Source organism: Sulfurimonas sp. HSL-1656 (assembly GCF_039645585.1).
Lineage (GTDB): Bacteria > Campylobacterota > Campylobacteria > Campylobacterales > Sulfurimonadaceae > Thiomicrolovo > Thiomicrolovo subterrani.
In genome coordinates this window covers 1414312-1430369 of the sequence record NZ_CP147915.1, presented here as the reverse complement: position 1 = coordinate 1430369, position 16058 = coordinate 1414312, and the positions used below count along the sequence as shown (strand labels likewise).

Below are 16058 nucleotides of genomic sequence, written 5' to 3'. Positions count from 1 at the left end.
ATGCAGAGATCGCCGCTTTTGTGATTTCCCATTTCGATGCACTGACAATGGAATGATTCCGACGGGTATCTACCAAGAGGAGCAGATAGAATTAACAAAACTTTAATATCAATATGTTAAAACATTAAAACACTATTAATATCAATGGATTCTCATGACGAAGCCAATATTTATTTTTATGCTTCTGTTTCTTATATCCGGCTGTTGGAACTCTGATACAAAGGGCACATCAACAGGTGAAGTTGAAATCATCAACGGACATACGCTTCCGCCCGATCCGGGGGAAGCCGGGAAGGTGACGCTTCTGGGGATCGACTGTAACGATGACGGAGTCAGGGATGATGTGGAGCGCTATATATACCACCGCTTTTCCAAAGAAGAGTATCCGAAAACGAAGATCGCGATTGCATTGCAGTATGGCAGAGCCGTTCAGAATATACTTGTTGATCCTGAACATGGTTATGAGAATGGGACATCTCACTATCTGGAAAAAGCTCATGACTGTCAATGGTATTTTTATAGGATGAGAACAAAAGGAAAGAGCTTTTCCGATTTTCTCAATTTTAGAAAACAAAATCCTTTATTTGATGAAGAATTTGAAGATCATGTGTTTAATACAGAACAACGTTTAAAAGCTTATTTTACTTTTAACTCGTCATTGAGTGGACACACTTTCCCAGGAAGGAAAAAAAGTGTGGATAAGTGCGATATTGATATTGAGAAACTTGATGAGTAATGCAAAAAAAGGTATGTCAATGCAAAAGGCACTGCCAATCATAATTTTCTTACTGTCGTTATCCGGCTGTTGGAACTACGATACAAAAGATACTTCGACAGGTGAAGTTGAGATCATAGACGGGCATACGCTTCCGCCCGATCCGGGGGAAGCCGGGAAAGAGACGCTTCTGGGGATCGACAGCAACAACGACGGAGTGCGAGACGATCTTGAGCGATACATTTACCATCGTTTCAACGGCTATGAACATGCTGCAAAAGAGCGTGCCATAGCGTTGCAGTATGGGCGGGCCGTGCAGGAAATTTTGGTAGACCCTGAGCATGCATGGGAGAATAAAACATTTGAAAGCATGCATAAGTCAGGTAGTTGTAAGTTTTACTATACAAAAAAATATAAGCCAGAAAATATTGCATACAAAATTTATGATGCCGACTTTAAAGATAGAGCGTTTAATACAGATGTTAGAGTCGACGCTTATTTCAAATATCAGGAAAGCCTTGGTGGACACACATTTACAGCGGGTAGCTCAACTCTCGATAAATGCGATGTTGATATAGATCAACTTGATGAGTAATGTTAAAAAAGGTATGTCAATGCAAAAGGCACTGTCAATCATAATTCTCTTACTGTCGTTATCCGGCTGTTGGAATACTGATACAGAACATGTGTCGACAGCTGAGATTGAAATCATAGATGGGCATGCACTTCCACCCGATCCGGGAGAAGCCGGGAAAGAAACACTTCTGGGGATCGATAGCAACAATGACGGGGTGAGAGATGACGTGGAGCGGTGGATTTACAAGACATACAATCATCCGATTGAACGGGCGATCTTTATACAGAATGCGAGAGCATATCAAAAAGTCATTATGGAACCGAGTAGAGCTCATGAAACAACAAAATATTTAAATGATGCATTATCTTGCGAATTTTATTGGACATATAACGCTAAAGATCAAAATGAGACATTTGGTTTAGATGAATACCGAAGCTTGGAAGATGAAATCAATGGCATACAATTTAATACTGCTGAACGTGTTATGGCATATGAAAAATATAATGAAGAATTTGATGGTGATGTTTTTTCGGCGCCTACTGCAACAAAAGAAAAGTGTGATTTTGATGCTTCCGAATTGATGGGATACTTCAATGAATCAGATTGAAAAGCGATTTCAAAAATTACTGATATTCTTCATTCTTTTGCTGACACTACCCGGCTGTTGGGACTACGATACAAAAGATACTTCGACGGGAGGAGTTGAAATCATAGACGGGCATACACTTCCGCCCGATCCGGGAGAAGCTGGGAAAAATACACTGCTGGGGATCGACAGCAACAATGACGGCGTAAGGGATGACGTGGAACGGTGGATTTATAAGACATACAATCATCCTATTGAGCGTGCGATCTTTATACAGACAGCTCGTGCATATCAACTTACCAATGCCGATCCATCACGAGCAGAAGAAAATCTACCTATTATGCAGAGAGCAACTGCTTGCGTAGCGTATTGGAGACTGAATGCGAAAGCTGATGGGCGTTCTTATTGGCTCGAAAGATACAGAAATCTATACAAAGAAATTAGGCCAATCCAGTTTAATACCGATAAACGTTTTCTTGCATATGAAAAATATAATAATCATCTTAGTGGCGAAAGCATCAGTTTACTAGGTACATCTATGGATAACTGTGACTTTAATGCTTCGGAATTGATGAGAAAGTACCAGTAGGGAACGGCCGAGTAAAGAAGTCCCGGGCGCATTTAAAACGCCGAGAACTTCTCCTTGATGGTCGGGGCGATCTCATCGGCGTTTTTGAGCTGTGCAAAACAGCTTTGGACGCCGCAGAGCATATAATTATTGTCGTCGGTTGCTTTGACGTGGACATAGGGGTAGGTGACTGCCGAGAGGTTACCTGCGGCCGATGCCAGCCGTTCGGCGTCGGCTTTGACGACGAGGTCCTCGAAGAGGTAGCGCAGCGCCTGGTTAAAGAGGTAGGGGAAGTAGATGGGCGTCTTCGCCAGGCGCGCCGAGTAGTACTCCAGGGTTTTGAAGGCAAAATGGCGGTACTTCTCCTCGACAAGGATGCCGAGGCTCAGCAGCAGGTCGACCATGACCCCGACGGAGCCGGGGTAGGAACTGTCAGTCGGGTCGGCGTCGGTGATGAACTCGCCCTTGCTGAAGTACCAGCGCCCGTTGTCGTAGAGGGTCTCCAGGGCGCGGTTGGCCATCTGCTGCGCCTGCATGAGGTAGGTCTCGTCGTAGGTCGCTTCATAGGCCTTGACGAAAGCGGTCCCCAGGTAGGCGTAATCCTCCAGGAAAGCGCCTATTTTCGGCGTGCTGTGAATGAGCGCGGTGTGGTAAAGCATCCCGTCCGGCATCAGGAACGCTTGCAGGGCCTTGAGGGCTGAAACCGCCTTTTCGTTGTAGGCTGGGTCGATCTTGCCGAGTTCGAAAAGGCCGCGGATCATCATCGCGTTCCAGGAGGTCTGGACCTTGCGGTCGATAAAGGGGTATTTGCGTTCCTTGCGCAGGCGGAGGAAGACGTCGCGGACAGCGGCGAACCACCCGGGGCGTTCGACGGGCTCGGAGAGCCAGAGGATATTTTTGCCCTCGAAGTTGCCGCCCGGTGTGACATGGAGGGTCTCCAGGGTCGCATCGGCGTCATCCCCGGCGAAGCCGTCCTCGATCAGCGCTGCCCTGGCGACATCGTACGCCACGATAAAATAGGTGCCTTCCTCGCCCTCGCTGTCGGCGTCGCTGGCGGAGTAGAAGAGACCGTCTTCCTGCATCTTCGTTGCCATGAAGTCGGCGATCTCCGCGGCCGTGCGGGTATAGGACGCATCGTCCAGCATCCGCCCGGCCCGGGCATAGAGCTCGCAGAGCAGCCCGTTGTCGTAGGCCATCTTCTCGAAGTGCGGCACCAGCCACTCCGGGTCGACACTGTAGCGGCAGAATCCGCCGTCGACGAGGTCGTACATCCCCCCGCGGTGCATTGTCGAAAGCGTCTGAGTCACCATCTTCTTTGCATCGGTATCGTTTTGGAGCAGCACGATGTCGAGCAGGGCGTTCAGCGTCGAGGTGTGCGGGAATTTCGGCTCATGGGAGAAGCCGCCGTTCACGCTCTCGAAGTTGTGCAGTGCCTGCTTGACGAAACCGGTGGCCAGGGAGGGCTTCAGGACCGTCGCCTCCTTCGGCCGCGCTTCGGGTTTCAGGTAGTTCTGGATCTCGTCGGCGTTCTGGAAGAGCTTTTCGTCCCCCTCGGCCACCTTGGTGGCGATGATCTCTGTGAGTTCCGTAAAGCCCAGCATGCGCTCCCGGGTGGTCGGCGGGATGTAGGTGCCGGCGTAGAAGGGTTTGTTGTCAGGGGTGCAGAAGATGGAGGCGGGCCAGCCGCCCGCACGGCGGTTGAGCAGCTGGTGCACCTCCTGGTAGTACTTGTCGAGGTCAGGGCGCTCTTCACGGTCGACCTTGATACTGATGAAGTGTTCGTTCAGATACGCGGCAATGCTCTCGTCTTCGAACACCTCGTGCTCCATCACGTGGCACCAGTGGCAGCTGCTGTAGCCGATGGAGATGAAAATGGGACGGTTCTCCTCGCGGGCGCGCGCAAAAGCTTCGTCGCACCAGGGGTACCAGTCGACGGGGTTGTTCTTGTGCTGCTGCAGGTAGGGGGAGTCTTCGTTGGCAAGTCTATTGGGCATAGTCGGTCCCTCTTGGTTGGGATAGTGGGGCATTATATACAAACTGTTATTTAATCCTGAAGGTTCGCAGATAAAAATTATTACATTATGTTCTTATAAGGCTGAAACGGGCTATAATCCCTATAAGGACAGTTTAAAAACTGGCAAATCAAGTGCAAAGGATTGACAATGAAACGTAAAGGAATATTGGGGATTCTACCTTTCTTATTGGCGACGTCCGGTTACGGACTCACTGTAGAGGAAGCCTATCGTACGGTCATTGATACCAACCCGGAAGTCCGGCAGCGTATCGAGGATTACCGCGCGGTGGAAGAGGACAAAACGATTGCGTTCGCCGACTATCTTCCGGTTGTTGATATCCAGGGCAGTGTCGGTTATAAACATGATGAAGGTTCCGTCGGATCGCTTGACCCGAACAACGATCAGGATGATTACCTGCATACGGAGGCCTTCGTCCGGGCGCGTGAAAACCTCTTCCGCGGCTTTTCGACAATGTACGACGTCGCCCAGCAGGATGCGCGGCTGCTCGCAGCGGAGCACTCTCTGATGGAAAAGGTGAGCCAGCTCGGCCTCTCCATGATCGAAAGTTACCTGGGGGTTCTGAAACAGAAACAGCTTCTCGCCCTGACCGTTGAGAACCGCAATACGCACCAGCGCTACTACGACATGATCAAAGAGCGCGTGGAAGCCGGTGCCGGAACACAGTCGGATATGGAACAGATCTCCGGACGTCTGGCGCTGGCCGAATCGAACGTCAAGGTCGCCATGAACAACTATGAAGATGCGCAGACCAGTTTCAAGCGAATCTACGGCGAGGCGGTCAACCCCGACGATATGATGGAAGCGGACATCAACGCTTCGCTGTTGCCGGCGGATATCGCGGCGGCGGAACAAACGGCGCTTCTGCGTTACCCGACCCTGATGGCCAACCGCAAAAACATCGAAGCGGCGCAGGCGGCCTACCGCCAGGCGGCGTCGAACTACTACCCGACCGTCGACCTGGAGGTTAAAGAGACCCATGTCAACAATGACCGGACGGGCGATTACGCTTGGCGTACGAACTCCGGGGACGAGAACGAATTCACGGTTCAGCTGATCGCATCGTGGAACCTCTATAACGGCGGTTCGGATGTCGCCGGGCGCAAAAAAGCGCTGGCGTCCGCGTTCAACGCTTCGGAAAAAATGATGGAGAACCAGCGCCTCGTGTTCGAACGCCTCAACTACTCCTGGGCGGCAAAAACACGGATCGCGGAGCAGATTGAATACCTCAAAGATCACCGCGACTTCACGCAGAAGACCCTGCAGGCCTATCTCGAGGAGTTCCGTCTCGGACGCCGTACCCTGCTGGACGTCCTTGACGTCGAGAACGAGTACTATACCTCCCGCAAGGCCTATGTCTCTGCGCTGTACGATCAGCAGCTGTCCGAGTACCGGGTCATTGAGAACGTCGGGAACCTCCCGCTGGTCGCGGAAGTGAAACCCGATGAGATTCTGGCGCTGAAACGCGACGCCATGGCAGAAACGAAGGTCCCGGCGTCCGAGTAGGCGTCCGGCGACAAGACAACAAGGTGGTGCTTGGTTTGCCCAGGTTTCTTGCACTTTTTCTGGTTCTGTTCGTCTGGGCGGGAGAAGGTGCGCCGTTGTTGGCGGTGGAGCCTGCCCTGGCCGCTTCCAAGGCAAAAAAAGAGGACTATTTTGCCAAGAAACGTTTTGAGGCTATGGACAAAATGCTCCGGGACCTTCGGAACAAAAGTGAAATGGAAAAGCTTGAGGGGGTCAACGACTTCTTCAATCGTGTCCGTTTCGTTTCCGACCTGGAGAATTGGGGCGTCGAGGATTACTGGGCACGCCCGAGCGAATTTCTGACCCGTGACCGGGGGGATTGCGAAGACTACGTCATCGCAAAGTATTTTGCGCTTAAACGCCTGGGCGTTCCCGAGCAGAAACTCTATTTTACCTACGTCAAAGCAATCAGGTTCAATCAGGCCCATATGGTGCTAACCTATTATGAAAACCCGAGAGCCGTTCCGCTGGTCCTTGATAATCTCAATTACCGTATTTTTCCGGCGACGAAACGCAAAGACCTGGTCTATGTCTACAGTTTCAATGCGGAATCGCTTTTCCTGAATACCCAGAAGGGAAGAGGCCGGACCCTGGCGGGCGGGTCGACACGAAACAAAGAGTGGGCTGTATTTCTGCAGCGCATTGAAAAGGAGGGATTGTGACACTCTTCAAAGAGATCACGCTGGCGATGTCGGTACTTGTTGTCGCCCTGCTGGCGATGACAATGTTCAGCAACTACCGGACGAACGTCCGCTTTATCGAGGACCAGCTCTATACCAGCGCGCGCAATACGGCGTCGTCACTGGGACTGGCGATCAGCAAGGCGAGCGACGGCGAGGATGTCGCGATGGCGGAGACCATGATCAATGCGGTCTTCGACAGCGGGCTTTACGAGGGGATCGTTTACCGGAATGTGGACGGCAAAATCCTGTACGATCGTCACACGCCGCTGACCCTGGACACCGTACCGGAATGGTTCGCCAACAGCATCGCACTGCCGCCGGCGGTAGCCTCCGTTCCCGTCGGCAAAGAGTGGATGCTGGTCGGCCGGCTCCAGATCGAAGGACACCGCGGGCAGGCCTATACCCAGATGTGGGAGGCCTTCAAAGAGGTGATCGCCAGTTTCGTCATTCTGAGCGTGATAGCCATGGCCGGGATCTTCTTCATGCTGAAGGTCGTACTGCGTTCGCTCGAAGCGGTCCGGGAACAGGCGGAAGCGGTGTCGGGCAACCGGTTTATCATCCAGGATTCGCTGCCGAGGACCAAGGAGATCCGTGACGTCGTCCAGGCTATCAATACCCTGGTGTACAAGGTCAAAGAGGTCTACAAGCAGGAAGCCGACGCCGTCGCCCGTTACAATACGCTGCTGTATGAGGACCGGCAGACCCACCTCAAAAACCGGGACTTCTTCATGATGAAACTCGGCAGTCTCGTCTCGGGCGAAGACCGTTTCTCCTCGGGTTATGTCGCTGCATTCCAGCTGTGCGACCCCGACAAGGTGAAGCATGAAGAGGGCGGCTACGTCCTGCAAAAAGTGCTCTCTTTTATCAGTGACATCGCCCGCGGGATCGTCAACGGCGTCGAGGAGGGGGTCGCCTGCCGCGTCCGCGAGTTCGATGTGATGCTGATTATCCCGTCGCTGGAGGAGTCCGAAGTGACAGGCCTGCTCACTTCGGCGGCGGAAAGCTGCCGCGGTGCCGGCTACTGTGTGACGATCGCGGCGACGCCCTACCGTGCCGGCGAAGCGGCATCGGAACTGCTGAGCCACCTTGACTACGCGTTGATGCAGGCGGAAGCCGAACGGGGGACGGCGCCTTTTATCTACCGTGCCAAGCATGACAATGTCCCTTCATGGGGGCACGACGCGTGGCGCAAACATCTGCGCAACGCCATGAAACTGGACCACTTTGTTGCCTTTTACCAGCCGGTCGTCTCCCGCAACGGGCTGACGGTCCAGCAGGAGCTGCTGCTGCGTCTGGAGCTCGAGGGCAGCCTGCTCAATGCCGGGGCATTCATCCCGGTCGTCGGACACCTTGAACTGCAGGAGGAACTTGACCGCTACGTGCTGGACAAGGTCGGCGAGACCCTGCATGCCAGCGAGATCGCGGTGAACGTTTCTGGGGATTTCATTGCCCACAGTGCGACCATGGGGTGGCTCGCAGAGCGGAAAAGTGCCTGGGAGACCAAGAAACTGGAGCTCTCCTTCGAGGTTTCCAACAGTACGGTGATGGCCGAGCCGGAGACGGCGGCGACCTTCTCCGCCTTCGTGCAGAAACAGGGGTGGCGGTTCGGTATCGACCACTTTACGGTCGAGTCGGAAAAAGAGCTGACTTTCCTGCAACGGATCAAGCCCTCCTACCTGAAGATCGATGCGGTCTACCTGCTTTCGCTGGTCGGCTCCGAGGGCAAGCGCGAAGCGGCGCTCTTCACCATCGCCCGTCTGATCGATATCGAACTGATCGCAACGGGTGTCGACAGCGAGGAGACGGCAGACCGTCTGCACAAGCTCGGGATCGATTTGCTGCAGGGCTTCTGGATCGGCGAACCGGCCAAGGGGGCGGTATAAATGGGCGAACGCAATAGTTCCGGGCTGCTTGACGCTCTGCTGGCCGTCGCGAAACTCTATCACCAGGAGGTGACGGAGGAGATCGTGCTGGCCGGCCTGCCGGTCGACCCGAGGGATCCGAAGCTTTTCGAACCCGATCCGCAGCGCTCCCGCTCCCTGTTCAGCCGGGCGGCGGAAAAAGCGGGTTTCTCCAGTACGCTCCAGAAAAAACCGCTGCGCAAGATCGCGCAACATCTGCTGCCGTGCATCCTTGTCCTCAAAGAGGAGCGGGCCTGCGTCCTGCTCGAGTTTGACAAAGATATGGAGTATGCAAACGTGCTGATCCCCGGGGTTCCCGAGCAGGAAGGGTGGATCGCCATCGAGCACCTCGAAGAGGAGTACCTGGGGTACTGCTTCCTGATGAAGAAGAACTTCGGGTACCGGGTGGATGAGCAGGAGGACAAAGCCGAAGAGGACGGCCGGCACTGGTTCTGGAGTACGCTCAAGCGTACGAAAGCGATTTACGCCGATATCCTGATCGGGTCGTTCCTGGTCAACCTCTTCATCCTGATCCTGCCGCTGTATATGCGCAACGTCTTCGACCGGGTGATCCCGAACTCGGCCCTCGATACGCTCTGGGTCCTGACCTACGGCGTCGTCGCCATTTTTGTGCTCGAAGCCCTCCTGAAGTTCCTGCGCAGCTACTTTATGGAGATCGCGGCAAAGAAGAGCGACGTCATCATGTCCTCGAAGATCTTCGAGCATGTGATGGATATGAAGCTCTCCGAACAGGTCGGTTCCGTCGGGGCGTTTTCAAGTGACCTGAAACAGTATGAGAGTATCCGGAATTTTCTGACCTCTACGGTCGTGACGACCGTGATCGACCTCCCTTTCTCCATCCTCTTCCTGCTGGTGGTCTACTGGGTGGCGGGAGACATCGTCTATATCCCCCTGTTTACGATCGTGCTGATCGTGCTTTATGCGTTCCTGATCAAGGGGCCGATCCGGACGAGCATCCGTAACTCGAACCAGGCCGCGTCGATGAAAAACAGCATTCTGCTCGAAAGCCTTAACGCCATTGAGACGATCAAGGCCTTTAACTACAACAGCGTGATGCAGTGGAAACTGGAGGAGGCGACCGGCAAAATTGCCCAGCGGGGGCTCAAGTCGCGTGTGCTCAACGGCTCCATCGCGACGGTCACGGCCTTCCTGATCCGGGTGCAGACGGTCGCCGTCATCGTGGCGAGCGTCTATATGATCCATCAGGGACTGCTGACGACGGGGGGACTGCTGGTCGCCTATATCCTCGCCTCGCGGGCGGTCAACCCGGTCGGGAAACTGGTGATGCTGATCTTGCAGTTCAACAAGGCCAGGTCAGGCTTCCGGGCGATCGAAAAGGTGATGGACAGTGCGATCGAACACCCGACCGAACGGGATTTCATCAGTGCACGCCATCTCAAAGGGAACATCGAGTTCGTCAATGTCGATTTCGCCTACCCCGATGCGGCGCGGAATGCCCTGAACAACGTTTCGTTTACAATCAAACCCGGCGAGCACGTGGCGATCATGGGAGAGATGGGGTCGGGCAAGACGACCATCATCAACCTGCTGATGGGCTTTTATGCGCCCAAAGATGGGATGATCCTCGTCGACGATGTCGAGATGGACCAGTATGCCCCGGCGGAGCTGCGCAAGGAGATCGCCTACGTACCGCAGGAGATCATCCTGCTGCAGGGGACGATCAAGGAGAACATTGCCCTCAAACATCCCGGCATCGACTCGCACGAGATCGTCGAGGCGGCCCGCCTGAGCGGGGCCCTGCGCTACATCAACCAGAACCCCGACGGTTTCAACATGAAGATCAAGGAAAAGGGACGCAACGTCTCCGGCGGGCAGCGGCAGTCCATCGGGATCGCACGGGCATTGATCGACAGTTTCACGTTTGTCCTTTTCGATGAACCGACCTCGCACCTGGACGAAGAGAGCGAACGCATCGCCATTCTCGGGATCTCCCAGAAGATCAAGGGGAAAACGGCCATCTTCGTCACCCACAAAGATGCCGTACTCGAGCTGGTCGACCGTATCATCCTGCTCGAGCGCGGGGAGATCATCAAGGACGGGACGAAGCAAGAAGTCCTTGCTTACCTGAACAAGTCGGAGGTGCATCATGCTTGACGGATCCATGCTCTCCAACAAGCCGCCGAAGCGCCCGGAGCATAAGAACGACCTTCGACCTAAAGCCGTGACGGAAAAGGAGCTCGCGTATCTCAACAGCCGTACGGCCGCGGTCCTTGAGCGCACGGCGCTGCATTCACGGCTGTTCCTCTGGATTATGATGCTGACGGTGGCGATCTTCATCGTCTGGGCGGACCACGCCATGATCGACGAGGTCGTCAAAGGCGACGGGAAAATTGTCCCCAGCAGCCAGATCAAACCGATCCAGAACCTCGAAGGGGGGATCGTCAAGGAGATCCTGATCAAGGAGGGCGACCTGGTGCAAAAAGGCGAACCTCTCCTGAAGATGCAGGATATCTACTTCAGTTCGACCGTCGAACGCAACCGCCTCGAGTATGACGAGCTCTATGCCCGGGCGGTCCGTCTGCGGGCAGAAGCCTACGGCACGGCATTTATCGAACCCGAGATAACCGATCCGGCGCAAAAAGCGCTGATCGAGAAGGAACGCAGCCTCTACCAGAGCAACAAGCAGCAGCTCCAAAAAAGCATCGGCGCGCTCAAAGCGCAGATAGCACAGCGGACCAGTGAGCTTAAAGAGGCACGCGAGCGCTACACCCAGCTTGAAGCGGAAATGACCCTGGTGCAGAAAGAGATCGATATCAACCGGCCGCTGGTGGAAAAGCGCATCGTACCCGAAGTCGATTTCATCAAACTGCAGCGTGATGCCAACAACGTGCAGCAGTCGTTGACGGCTACACGCCACCAGATCACGTCGACACGGGCGATGATCGAAGAGGCCAAGAGCAAACGCGACGAAGCGGCGCTGGCGTTCCAGAACCGGGCCAAGGAGGACCTCAACGGCATTGAGGCGCAGATGCAGCGGATCAAAGAGTCGCAGACGGCGCTGGAGGACCAGGTGAGCCGGACCCTCGTGCGCTCGCCGGTCGACGGGATCGTCAAACGTCTCTATGTTACGACAATCGGCGGGGTCGTCACCCCGGGCATGAAGATGATGGATATCCTTCCGACGGGCGACTCCCTGCTGGTGGAAGTCAAAGTCCACCCGCGTGATATCGCCTTTTTGTACCCCGACCAGCGTGCCGTCATCAAGATTACGGCCTACGACTTCTCCATCTACGGCGGGCTCAGCGGACGGGTCGTGCGGATCAGCCCCGACTCCATCAACGAAGCGGACGGCAAAACCTATTACCAGGTCTGGATCGAAACGGACAAGACGTTCCTCGGTACGGTCGAAAACCCGTTGAAGCTGATCCCGGGGATGGTCGTCAACGCGGAGATCGTCACGGGCAAGAAGAGTATCCTCGACTATATCCTTCGCCCGCTCCTGCGGACGAAGGACAACGCCTTCAAGGAGCGATAAGATGAAACGACTCTACCTCTACTCGAAGCGCGATTCGGTACTGAAGCATTGGAAAAGCGGTATGTCGCGGCTGTATAAACTGCAGGGGTTTCAGGAGCTGGGATCGCTCTATGCGGCCCTGGAAGAGGTCCGTCCCGCCGCCGTGCTGTTTGACTATGACGGGCATATCGGCGAGATCGAGGAGCTGCTGCAGTATCTCAGCTCCTCCAATACCGCAGTGATGGCGATGAACAGCAGTCCTGTCTATTCGGACGGGATCGTGCTGCTCAAAGGGGGCGCGCGTGCCCTGCTGAACGCCTACGCTTCCGCCAACAATATCAACCAGGCCGTCAAGGCCGTCGTCGGCGGCAATATCTGGCTCTATCCGGAGTTCATTCAGATGATGATCCGGCAAAACAGCATGATCGCGGCCGGAAGGCAGGAGACGCTTGAACCGCTCTCCGCACGGGAGCGGGAACTCGCCGAGATGGTGGCGCTCGGGATGAGCAACAAAGAGATCGCCCAGACGGCAGACATCACCGAACAGACCGTCAAGACGCATCTGAAAACGGTGTACGAAAAGCTCGGCGTCGCCAGCCGCCTCGAACTGGCGATCATGGTGAATAGTGGCAAATAATAACAAATTCATACGAAAGTAGTATTGAGTTCTCAGAAGCTTTGTGTCTATAATACAGCTAAGAAACATTCAAAGGAGATGAGATGGCAACTGCAATCGGAATGGTAACGGCAGTAGAAGGCGTAGTAAAGGTGATTGGACCGAACGGCATTGAAAAGATTGCCGTCTCTGGCGATATCATCCATGAGAATGACACGGTTATTACAGGTGAAGGCGGGATTGCGCTGAGCCTTAATAACGGGCATACCGTCGAGATCGGCTCGAACGAGCATGTGGTGCTTGACAGCAGTGTCACGGTCGATACGGCCGCAAACGATGCCCTGATCGGTGATGTAACGGCACTGGAAACCGCCCTGATGGGTGAGATGGGTGCAACGGCAGCCGGCCAGGGCGGTGCGCAGGGCAGCGGCCTGAGTAACGGTGCGCTCTATGAACAGCGTGATGACGCTCGGGGTGACGTCGGTGCAGAACAGGCCGGTGCCGCAGGTGCCGAACACGGCTTTACCGGTGAAGAGATCGGTAACCCGGCGGATGCGCAGCCGGCGGCTGATACAGACACTGATACCGATACTGATACAGACACTGACACGGATACGGATACCGATACAGACACCGACACGGATACAGACACTGACACCGATACGGATACTGATACAGACACCGACACGGATACCGACAACGACGACGATGACGATACCGATAATGATGACGACAACGACGACGATGACGATGACGATGACGACGGCAACAACGGTCACGGCAACGACGATGACCATGATGACGACAGCAACCCGGGTCAGGGCGGCGGCGGTCACGGTGCCGATACGGACGATGACTCCGACGATGATGACGACGGCAACAACGGTCACGGCAACGACGATGACCACGACGACGACAGCAACCCGGGGCAGGGCGGCGGCGGCCACGGTGCCGACACGGACGATGACTCCGATACAGACACGGACACTGACACAGATACCGACACGGACTCTGATACCGATACTGACACGGACACTGACACCGATACCGACACGGATGACGACGGCAACAACGGTCACGGCAACGATGAAGACCACGATGACGACAGCAACCCGGGACAGGGCGGCGGCGGTCACGGTGCCGACACGGACGATGACTCCGATACAGACACGGACACTGATACCGATACTGACACGGATACCGATACAGATACCGACGCGGACTCTGATGCGGACAGCGACGATGACCATGACAACGGTCACGGCAATGATGAAGACCATGACGACGACAGCAACCCGGGACAGGGCGGCGGCAACCATGGTACGATGGATGCAGACGACTTCGACCTCTTCGACGACAGCGATCTGGCCGATCTGGATGTTGATCCGGATCCTGACAGCATCGTTTAAACGGAGCGGGCTAAGGCCCGCTTCTTTGTGCGTTTACCAAAGCGTGCCTGCGGGCACTTTTTTGTAAGGGCCTGAAGAGATCGGACCGTTCCGATCACAGGCAGATAAAGGAGACGCAATGACGGTACCGCATGCGGTCTCCGGAACGGACGAAACGCATTTCATCGCGGATGTCCGCAAACTTCTGGGAGGCGGGGAGGTTTCCCTGCAGATCCCGAAGCGGTTTGGACATGCATTCGATCCGGCGTGCTCGCAATGGTACGTCACCCTTTTCCAACCCGGGGAAAAGCCGCTGCGATGGGGGTCGCGCCGCCGTACGGCAGAAGCGAGCGTTTTGGGGGCAGTCGCCGGACTGAGAAAACGCAAAGCGTTCGGGGCTTTTGACATCGCTGACCCTTCTGCGTGCCGGATCATGGTCGAGATGGTGACCGAAGCCGTCCCCTGCGAGCTAAAGGCGTTGACCTGGATGGCGATCTCCCCGACGCGTTACGAACCCGGTGTCTCGGGGCTTCGGTGTGAATGGAACGGTCAGGTGCGTTACGTTATGCCGACGGATGCGGTCACCCACAGTCTCATGAGTGTGACGCAGCTGCTGGATTTTCTCGCCCGGCGGTTCGGACTGGCGGAGCGGGGCGAGGAGGAAGAGGCGCGTGCCGAACGCATGCTGTCGCTCCCGCTGCAGTGCTCCCTGCTCAAAAGCGTCGCGGTGATCTCTTACGAATCGGAGGCGTTGCCGCTGTACCGCGCTATTCCCGCACCTTTCAGCCTCTCGGCTGCAGGGGTGGAGCGTGTCGTGCGGGAGAGCATAGGGTGGCTGGCGGACAATATGCGCGAAGATGGCCGGTTCCTCTACTACTATGACCCCATCAGGGACAGCGAAGCCGATTTTCAACATCCGAAAAATCCGGGTTACTACAATATATTGCGCCACAGCGGCGCGACGATCACCCTGATTGAAGGGTACGAACACTTCAAAGAGGAACGGCTGCTTGCGGCCGCACGGCACTCCATCGACTTTTTTGTGACGACACTGTGCGAAGAGGAGGGCAGAGATGGCTACGCCTGTTACCCTTTTTATAACAAGAAGTCCAAACTCGGCGGGGCGGGAATAGGGCTGGCCGCCCTGATGCGCTACGAGCATGCCAGCGGCGACACCCGCTACCGGCACTATGCCGAGGGGATGGTGCGGCACCTGCTCGGCCGTATTGCGGATGACGGCGAGATGATCGGCTATTACCGCCACCCGCGTCATCAAAACGGTGCACCGCTCGTCGACATCGATGCGGAAACGAAACGTGCGCTCTTCTCTTTTTACTACCCCGGCGAGGCGCTGCTGGGGCTGGCCCTCTTTTATGCGCACGCGGACGCGGCGCCGGAACTCAAAACGGCCATCCTCACACAGAGCCGACGTGCGCTTGATTTCCTCGTACATATCCGTCCCGAGCGGTATGCCGACCTTTTCGAACCGCTGCCGGCGGACAGCTGGCTGATGCAGGCGATTGAAGCCTGGGACGGCATCGCGGAGATCGTGACGGATGCCCACCGTGCCTTCGTCTACGGTGATGCGGCGCAGATGATCCGGCACATGTACATGCCCGACGACGCGCTCTATCCCGATTACCCCGGCGGTTTCTACTACCGCTTCGGTGACCACGTCTATCATGACGGCTCCCGCTGCGAAGGACTGATGGCGGCCTACCGTTTGGCCCGTCAGCGCGGCGACCGGGCAGAGATGACGCGGGTACTCGGCCCCATGCTGCTGGCGGCGCGGGGACTGCTCGCCACTTTCAATACACCGGAATCGACGTACGCCCACCGCGACCCGGCGCGTACCGTCGGCAGTTTCCGCTTCAAACTGACACGGCAGTGGGTCCGTGTCGATGCGGTACAGCATGCCGCCTGTTTTTATGCCCGGCTGCTCCCGTTTCTGAAGTAAGGTCCTGCACCGGC

Annotated in this window: 13 protein-coding genes; 12 read left to right on the top strand and 1 reads right to left on the bottom strand. The window is 55.6% G+C overall.

What is annotated here, in order from left to right; genetic code table 11:
- Positions 1-154 precede the first annotated feature (154 nt).
- From WCX49_RS07340 to WCX49_RS07325, 4 genes are read left to right on the top strand one after another with little or no spacing between them, the layout of a single operon-like run.
- Positions 155-736 carry a hypothetical protein gene (locus tag WCX49_RS07340; protein ID WP_345984448.1) on the top strand — a complete coding sequence of 194 codons (582 nt, stop codon included), beginning with the start codon at positions 155-157 and terminating at the stop codon, positions 734-736.
- A gap of 19 nt (positions 737-755) precedes the next feature.
- A complete protein-coding gene (locus tag WCX49_RS07335) occupies positions 756-1310 on the top strand; it encodes a hypothetical protein (RefSeq protein WP_345984447.1) in 555 nt (184 codons plus the stop codon).
- A 19-nt stretch (positions 1311-1329) separates the two neighbouring features.
- On the top strand, positions 1330-1899 hold the full coding sequence (locus WCX49_RS07330; protein WP_345984446.1) for a hypothetical protein: 570 nt from the start codon (positions 1330-1332) through the stop codon (positions 1897-1899).
- Entirely contained in the window at positions 1886-2467 is a 582-nt protein-coding gene (locus tag WCX49_RS07325) for a hypothetical protein (protein WP_345984445.1), read from the top strand. The genes WCX49_RS07330 and WCX49_RS07325 overlap by 14 nt, the downstream gene beginning before the upstream one ends.
- 32 nt (positions 2468-2499) lie before the next feature.
- Here the strand turns inward: WCX49_RS07325 and WCX49_RS07320 are convergent, their stop codons facing one another.
- Positions 2500-4440, bottom strand: a complete 1941-nt coding sequence (locus tag WCX49_RS07320) for a thioredoxin domain-containing protein (protein ID WP_345984444.1) — start codon at positions 4438-4440, stop codon at positions 2500-2502.
- 168 nt (positions 4441-4608) lie between these two features.
- Between WCX49_RS07320 and WCX49_RS07315 the strand changes: the two genes are divergently transcribed.
- From WCX49_RS07315 to WCX49_RS07280, 8 genes are all read left to right on the top strand, one after another.
- The gene (locus tag WCX49_RS07315; RefSeq protein ID WP_345984443.1) at positions 4609-5985 is read left to right on the top strand and encodes a TolC family outer membrane protein; all 1377 of its coding nucleotides are present in this window, start codon (positions 4609-4611) and stop codon (positions 5983-5985) included.
- A 35-nt stretch (positions 5986-6020) separates the two neighbouring features.
- The gene (locus WCX49_RS07310) at positions 6021-6665 is read left to right on the top strand and encodes a transglutaminase-like cysteine peptidase (protein WP_345984442.1); all 645 of its coding nucleotides are present in this window, start codon (positions 6021-6023) and stop codon (positions 6663-6665) included.
- Entirely contained in the window at positions 6662-8569 is a 1908-nt protein-coding gene (locus WCX49_RS07305) for an EAL domain-containing protein (protein WP_345984441.1), read from the top strand. Before WCX49_RS07310 ends, WCX49_RS07305 begins: the two co-directional genes overlap by 4 nt.
- On the top strand, positions 8570-10723 hold the full coding sequence (locus WCX49_RS07300; RefSeq protein ID WP_345984440.1) for a type I secretion system permease/ATPase: 2154 nt from the start codon (positions 8570-8572) through the stop codon (positions 10721-10723).
- On the top strand, positions 10716-12104 hold the full coding sequence (locus tag WCX49_RS07295; RefSeq protein WP_345984439.1) for an HlyD family type I secretion periplasmic adaptor subunit: 1389 nt from the start codon (positions 10716-10718) through the stop codon (positions 12102-12104). Before WCX49_RS07300 ends, WCX49_RS07295 begins: the two co-directional genes overlap by 8 nt.
- Position 12105: 1 nt before the next feature.
- Positions 12106-12720: a response regulator transcription factor gene (locus tag WCX49_RS07290; protein ID WP_345984438.1), complete on the top strand. Its 615-nt coding sequence runs from the start codon at positions 12106-12108 to the stop codon at positions 12718-12720.
- 83 nt (positions 12721-12803) lie between these two features.
- Positions 12804-14108, top strand: a complete 1305-nt coding sequence (locus WCX49_RS07285; RefSeq protein ID WP_345984437.1) for a hypothetical protein — start codon at positions 12804-12806, stop codon at positions 14106-14108.
- Between the two features lie 118 nt (positions 14109-14226).
- Positions 14227-16044 (top strand): protein containing Six-hairpin glycosidase-like domain protein, encoded by a 1818-nt coding sequence (locus WCX49_RS07280; RefSeq protein WP_345984436.1) that lies wholly within the window; start codon positions 14227-14229, stop codon positions 16042-16044.
- Positions 16045-16058 lie beyond the last annotated feature (14 nt).

Coding starts and splice junctions, on each gene's coding strand:
- WCX49_RS07340 (WP_345984448.1), top strand. CDS start 155: ATGACGAAGCCAATATTTATTTTTATGCTTCTGTTTCTTATATCCGGC.
- WCX49_RS07335 (WP_345984447.1), top strand. CDS start 756: ATGCAAAAGGCACTGCCAATCATAATTTTCTTACTGTCGTTATCCGGC.
- WCX49_RS07330 (WP_345984446.1), top strand. CDS start 1,330: ATGCAAAAGGCACTGTCAATCATAATTCTCTTACTGTCGTTATCCGGC.
- WCX49_RS07325 (WP_345984445.1), top strand. CDS start 1,886: ATGAATCAGATTGAAAAGCGATTTCAAAAATTACTGATATTCTTCATT.
- WCX49_RS07320 (WP_345984444.1), bottom strand. CDS start 4,440: ATGCCCAATAGACTTGCCAACGAAGACTCCCCCTACCTGCAGCAGCAC.
- WCX49_RS07315 (WP_345984443.1), top strand. CDS start 4,609: ATGAAACGTAAAGGAATATTGGGGATTCTACCTTTCTTATTGGCGACG.
- WCX49_RS07300 (WP_345984440.1), top strand. CDS start 8,570: ATGGGCGAACGCAATAGTTCCGGGCTGCTTGACGCTCTGCTGGCCGTC.
- WCX49_RS07295 (WP_345984439.1), top strand. CDS start 10,716: ATGCTTGACGGATCCATGCTCTCCAACAAGCCGCCGAAGCGCCCGGAG.
- WCX49_RS07290 (WP_345984438.1), top strand. CDS start 12,106: ATGAAACGACTCTACCTCTACTCGAAGCGCGATTCGGTACTGAAGCAT.
- WCX49_RS07285 (WP_345984437.1), top strand. CDS start 12,804: ATGGCAACTGCAATCGGAATGGTAACGGCAGTAGAAGGCGTAGTAAAG.
- WCX49_RS07280 (WP_345984436.1), top strand. CDS start 14,227: ATGACGGTACCGCATGCGGTCTCCGGAACGGACGAAACGCATTTCATC.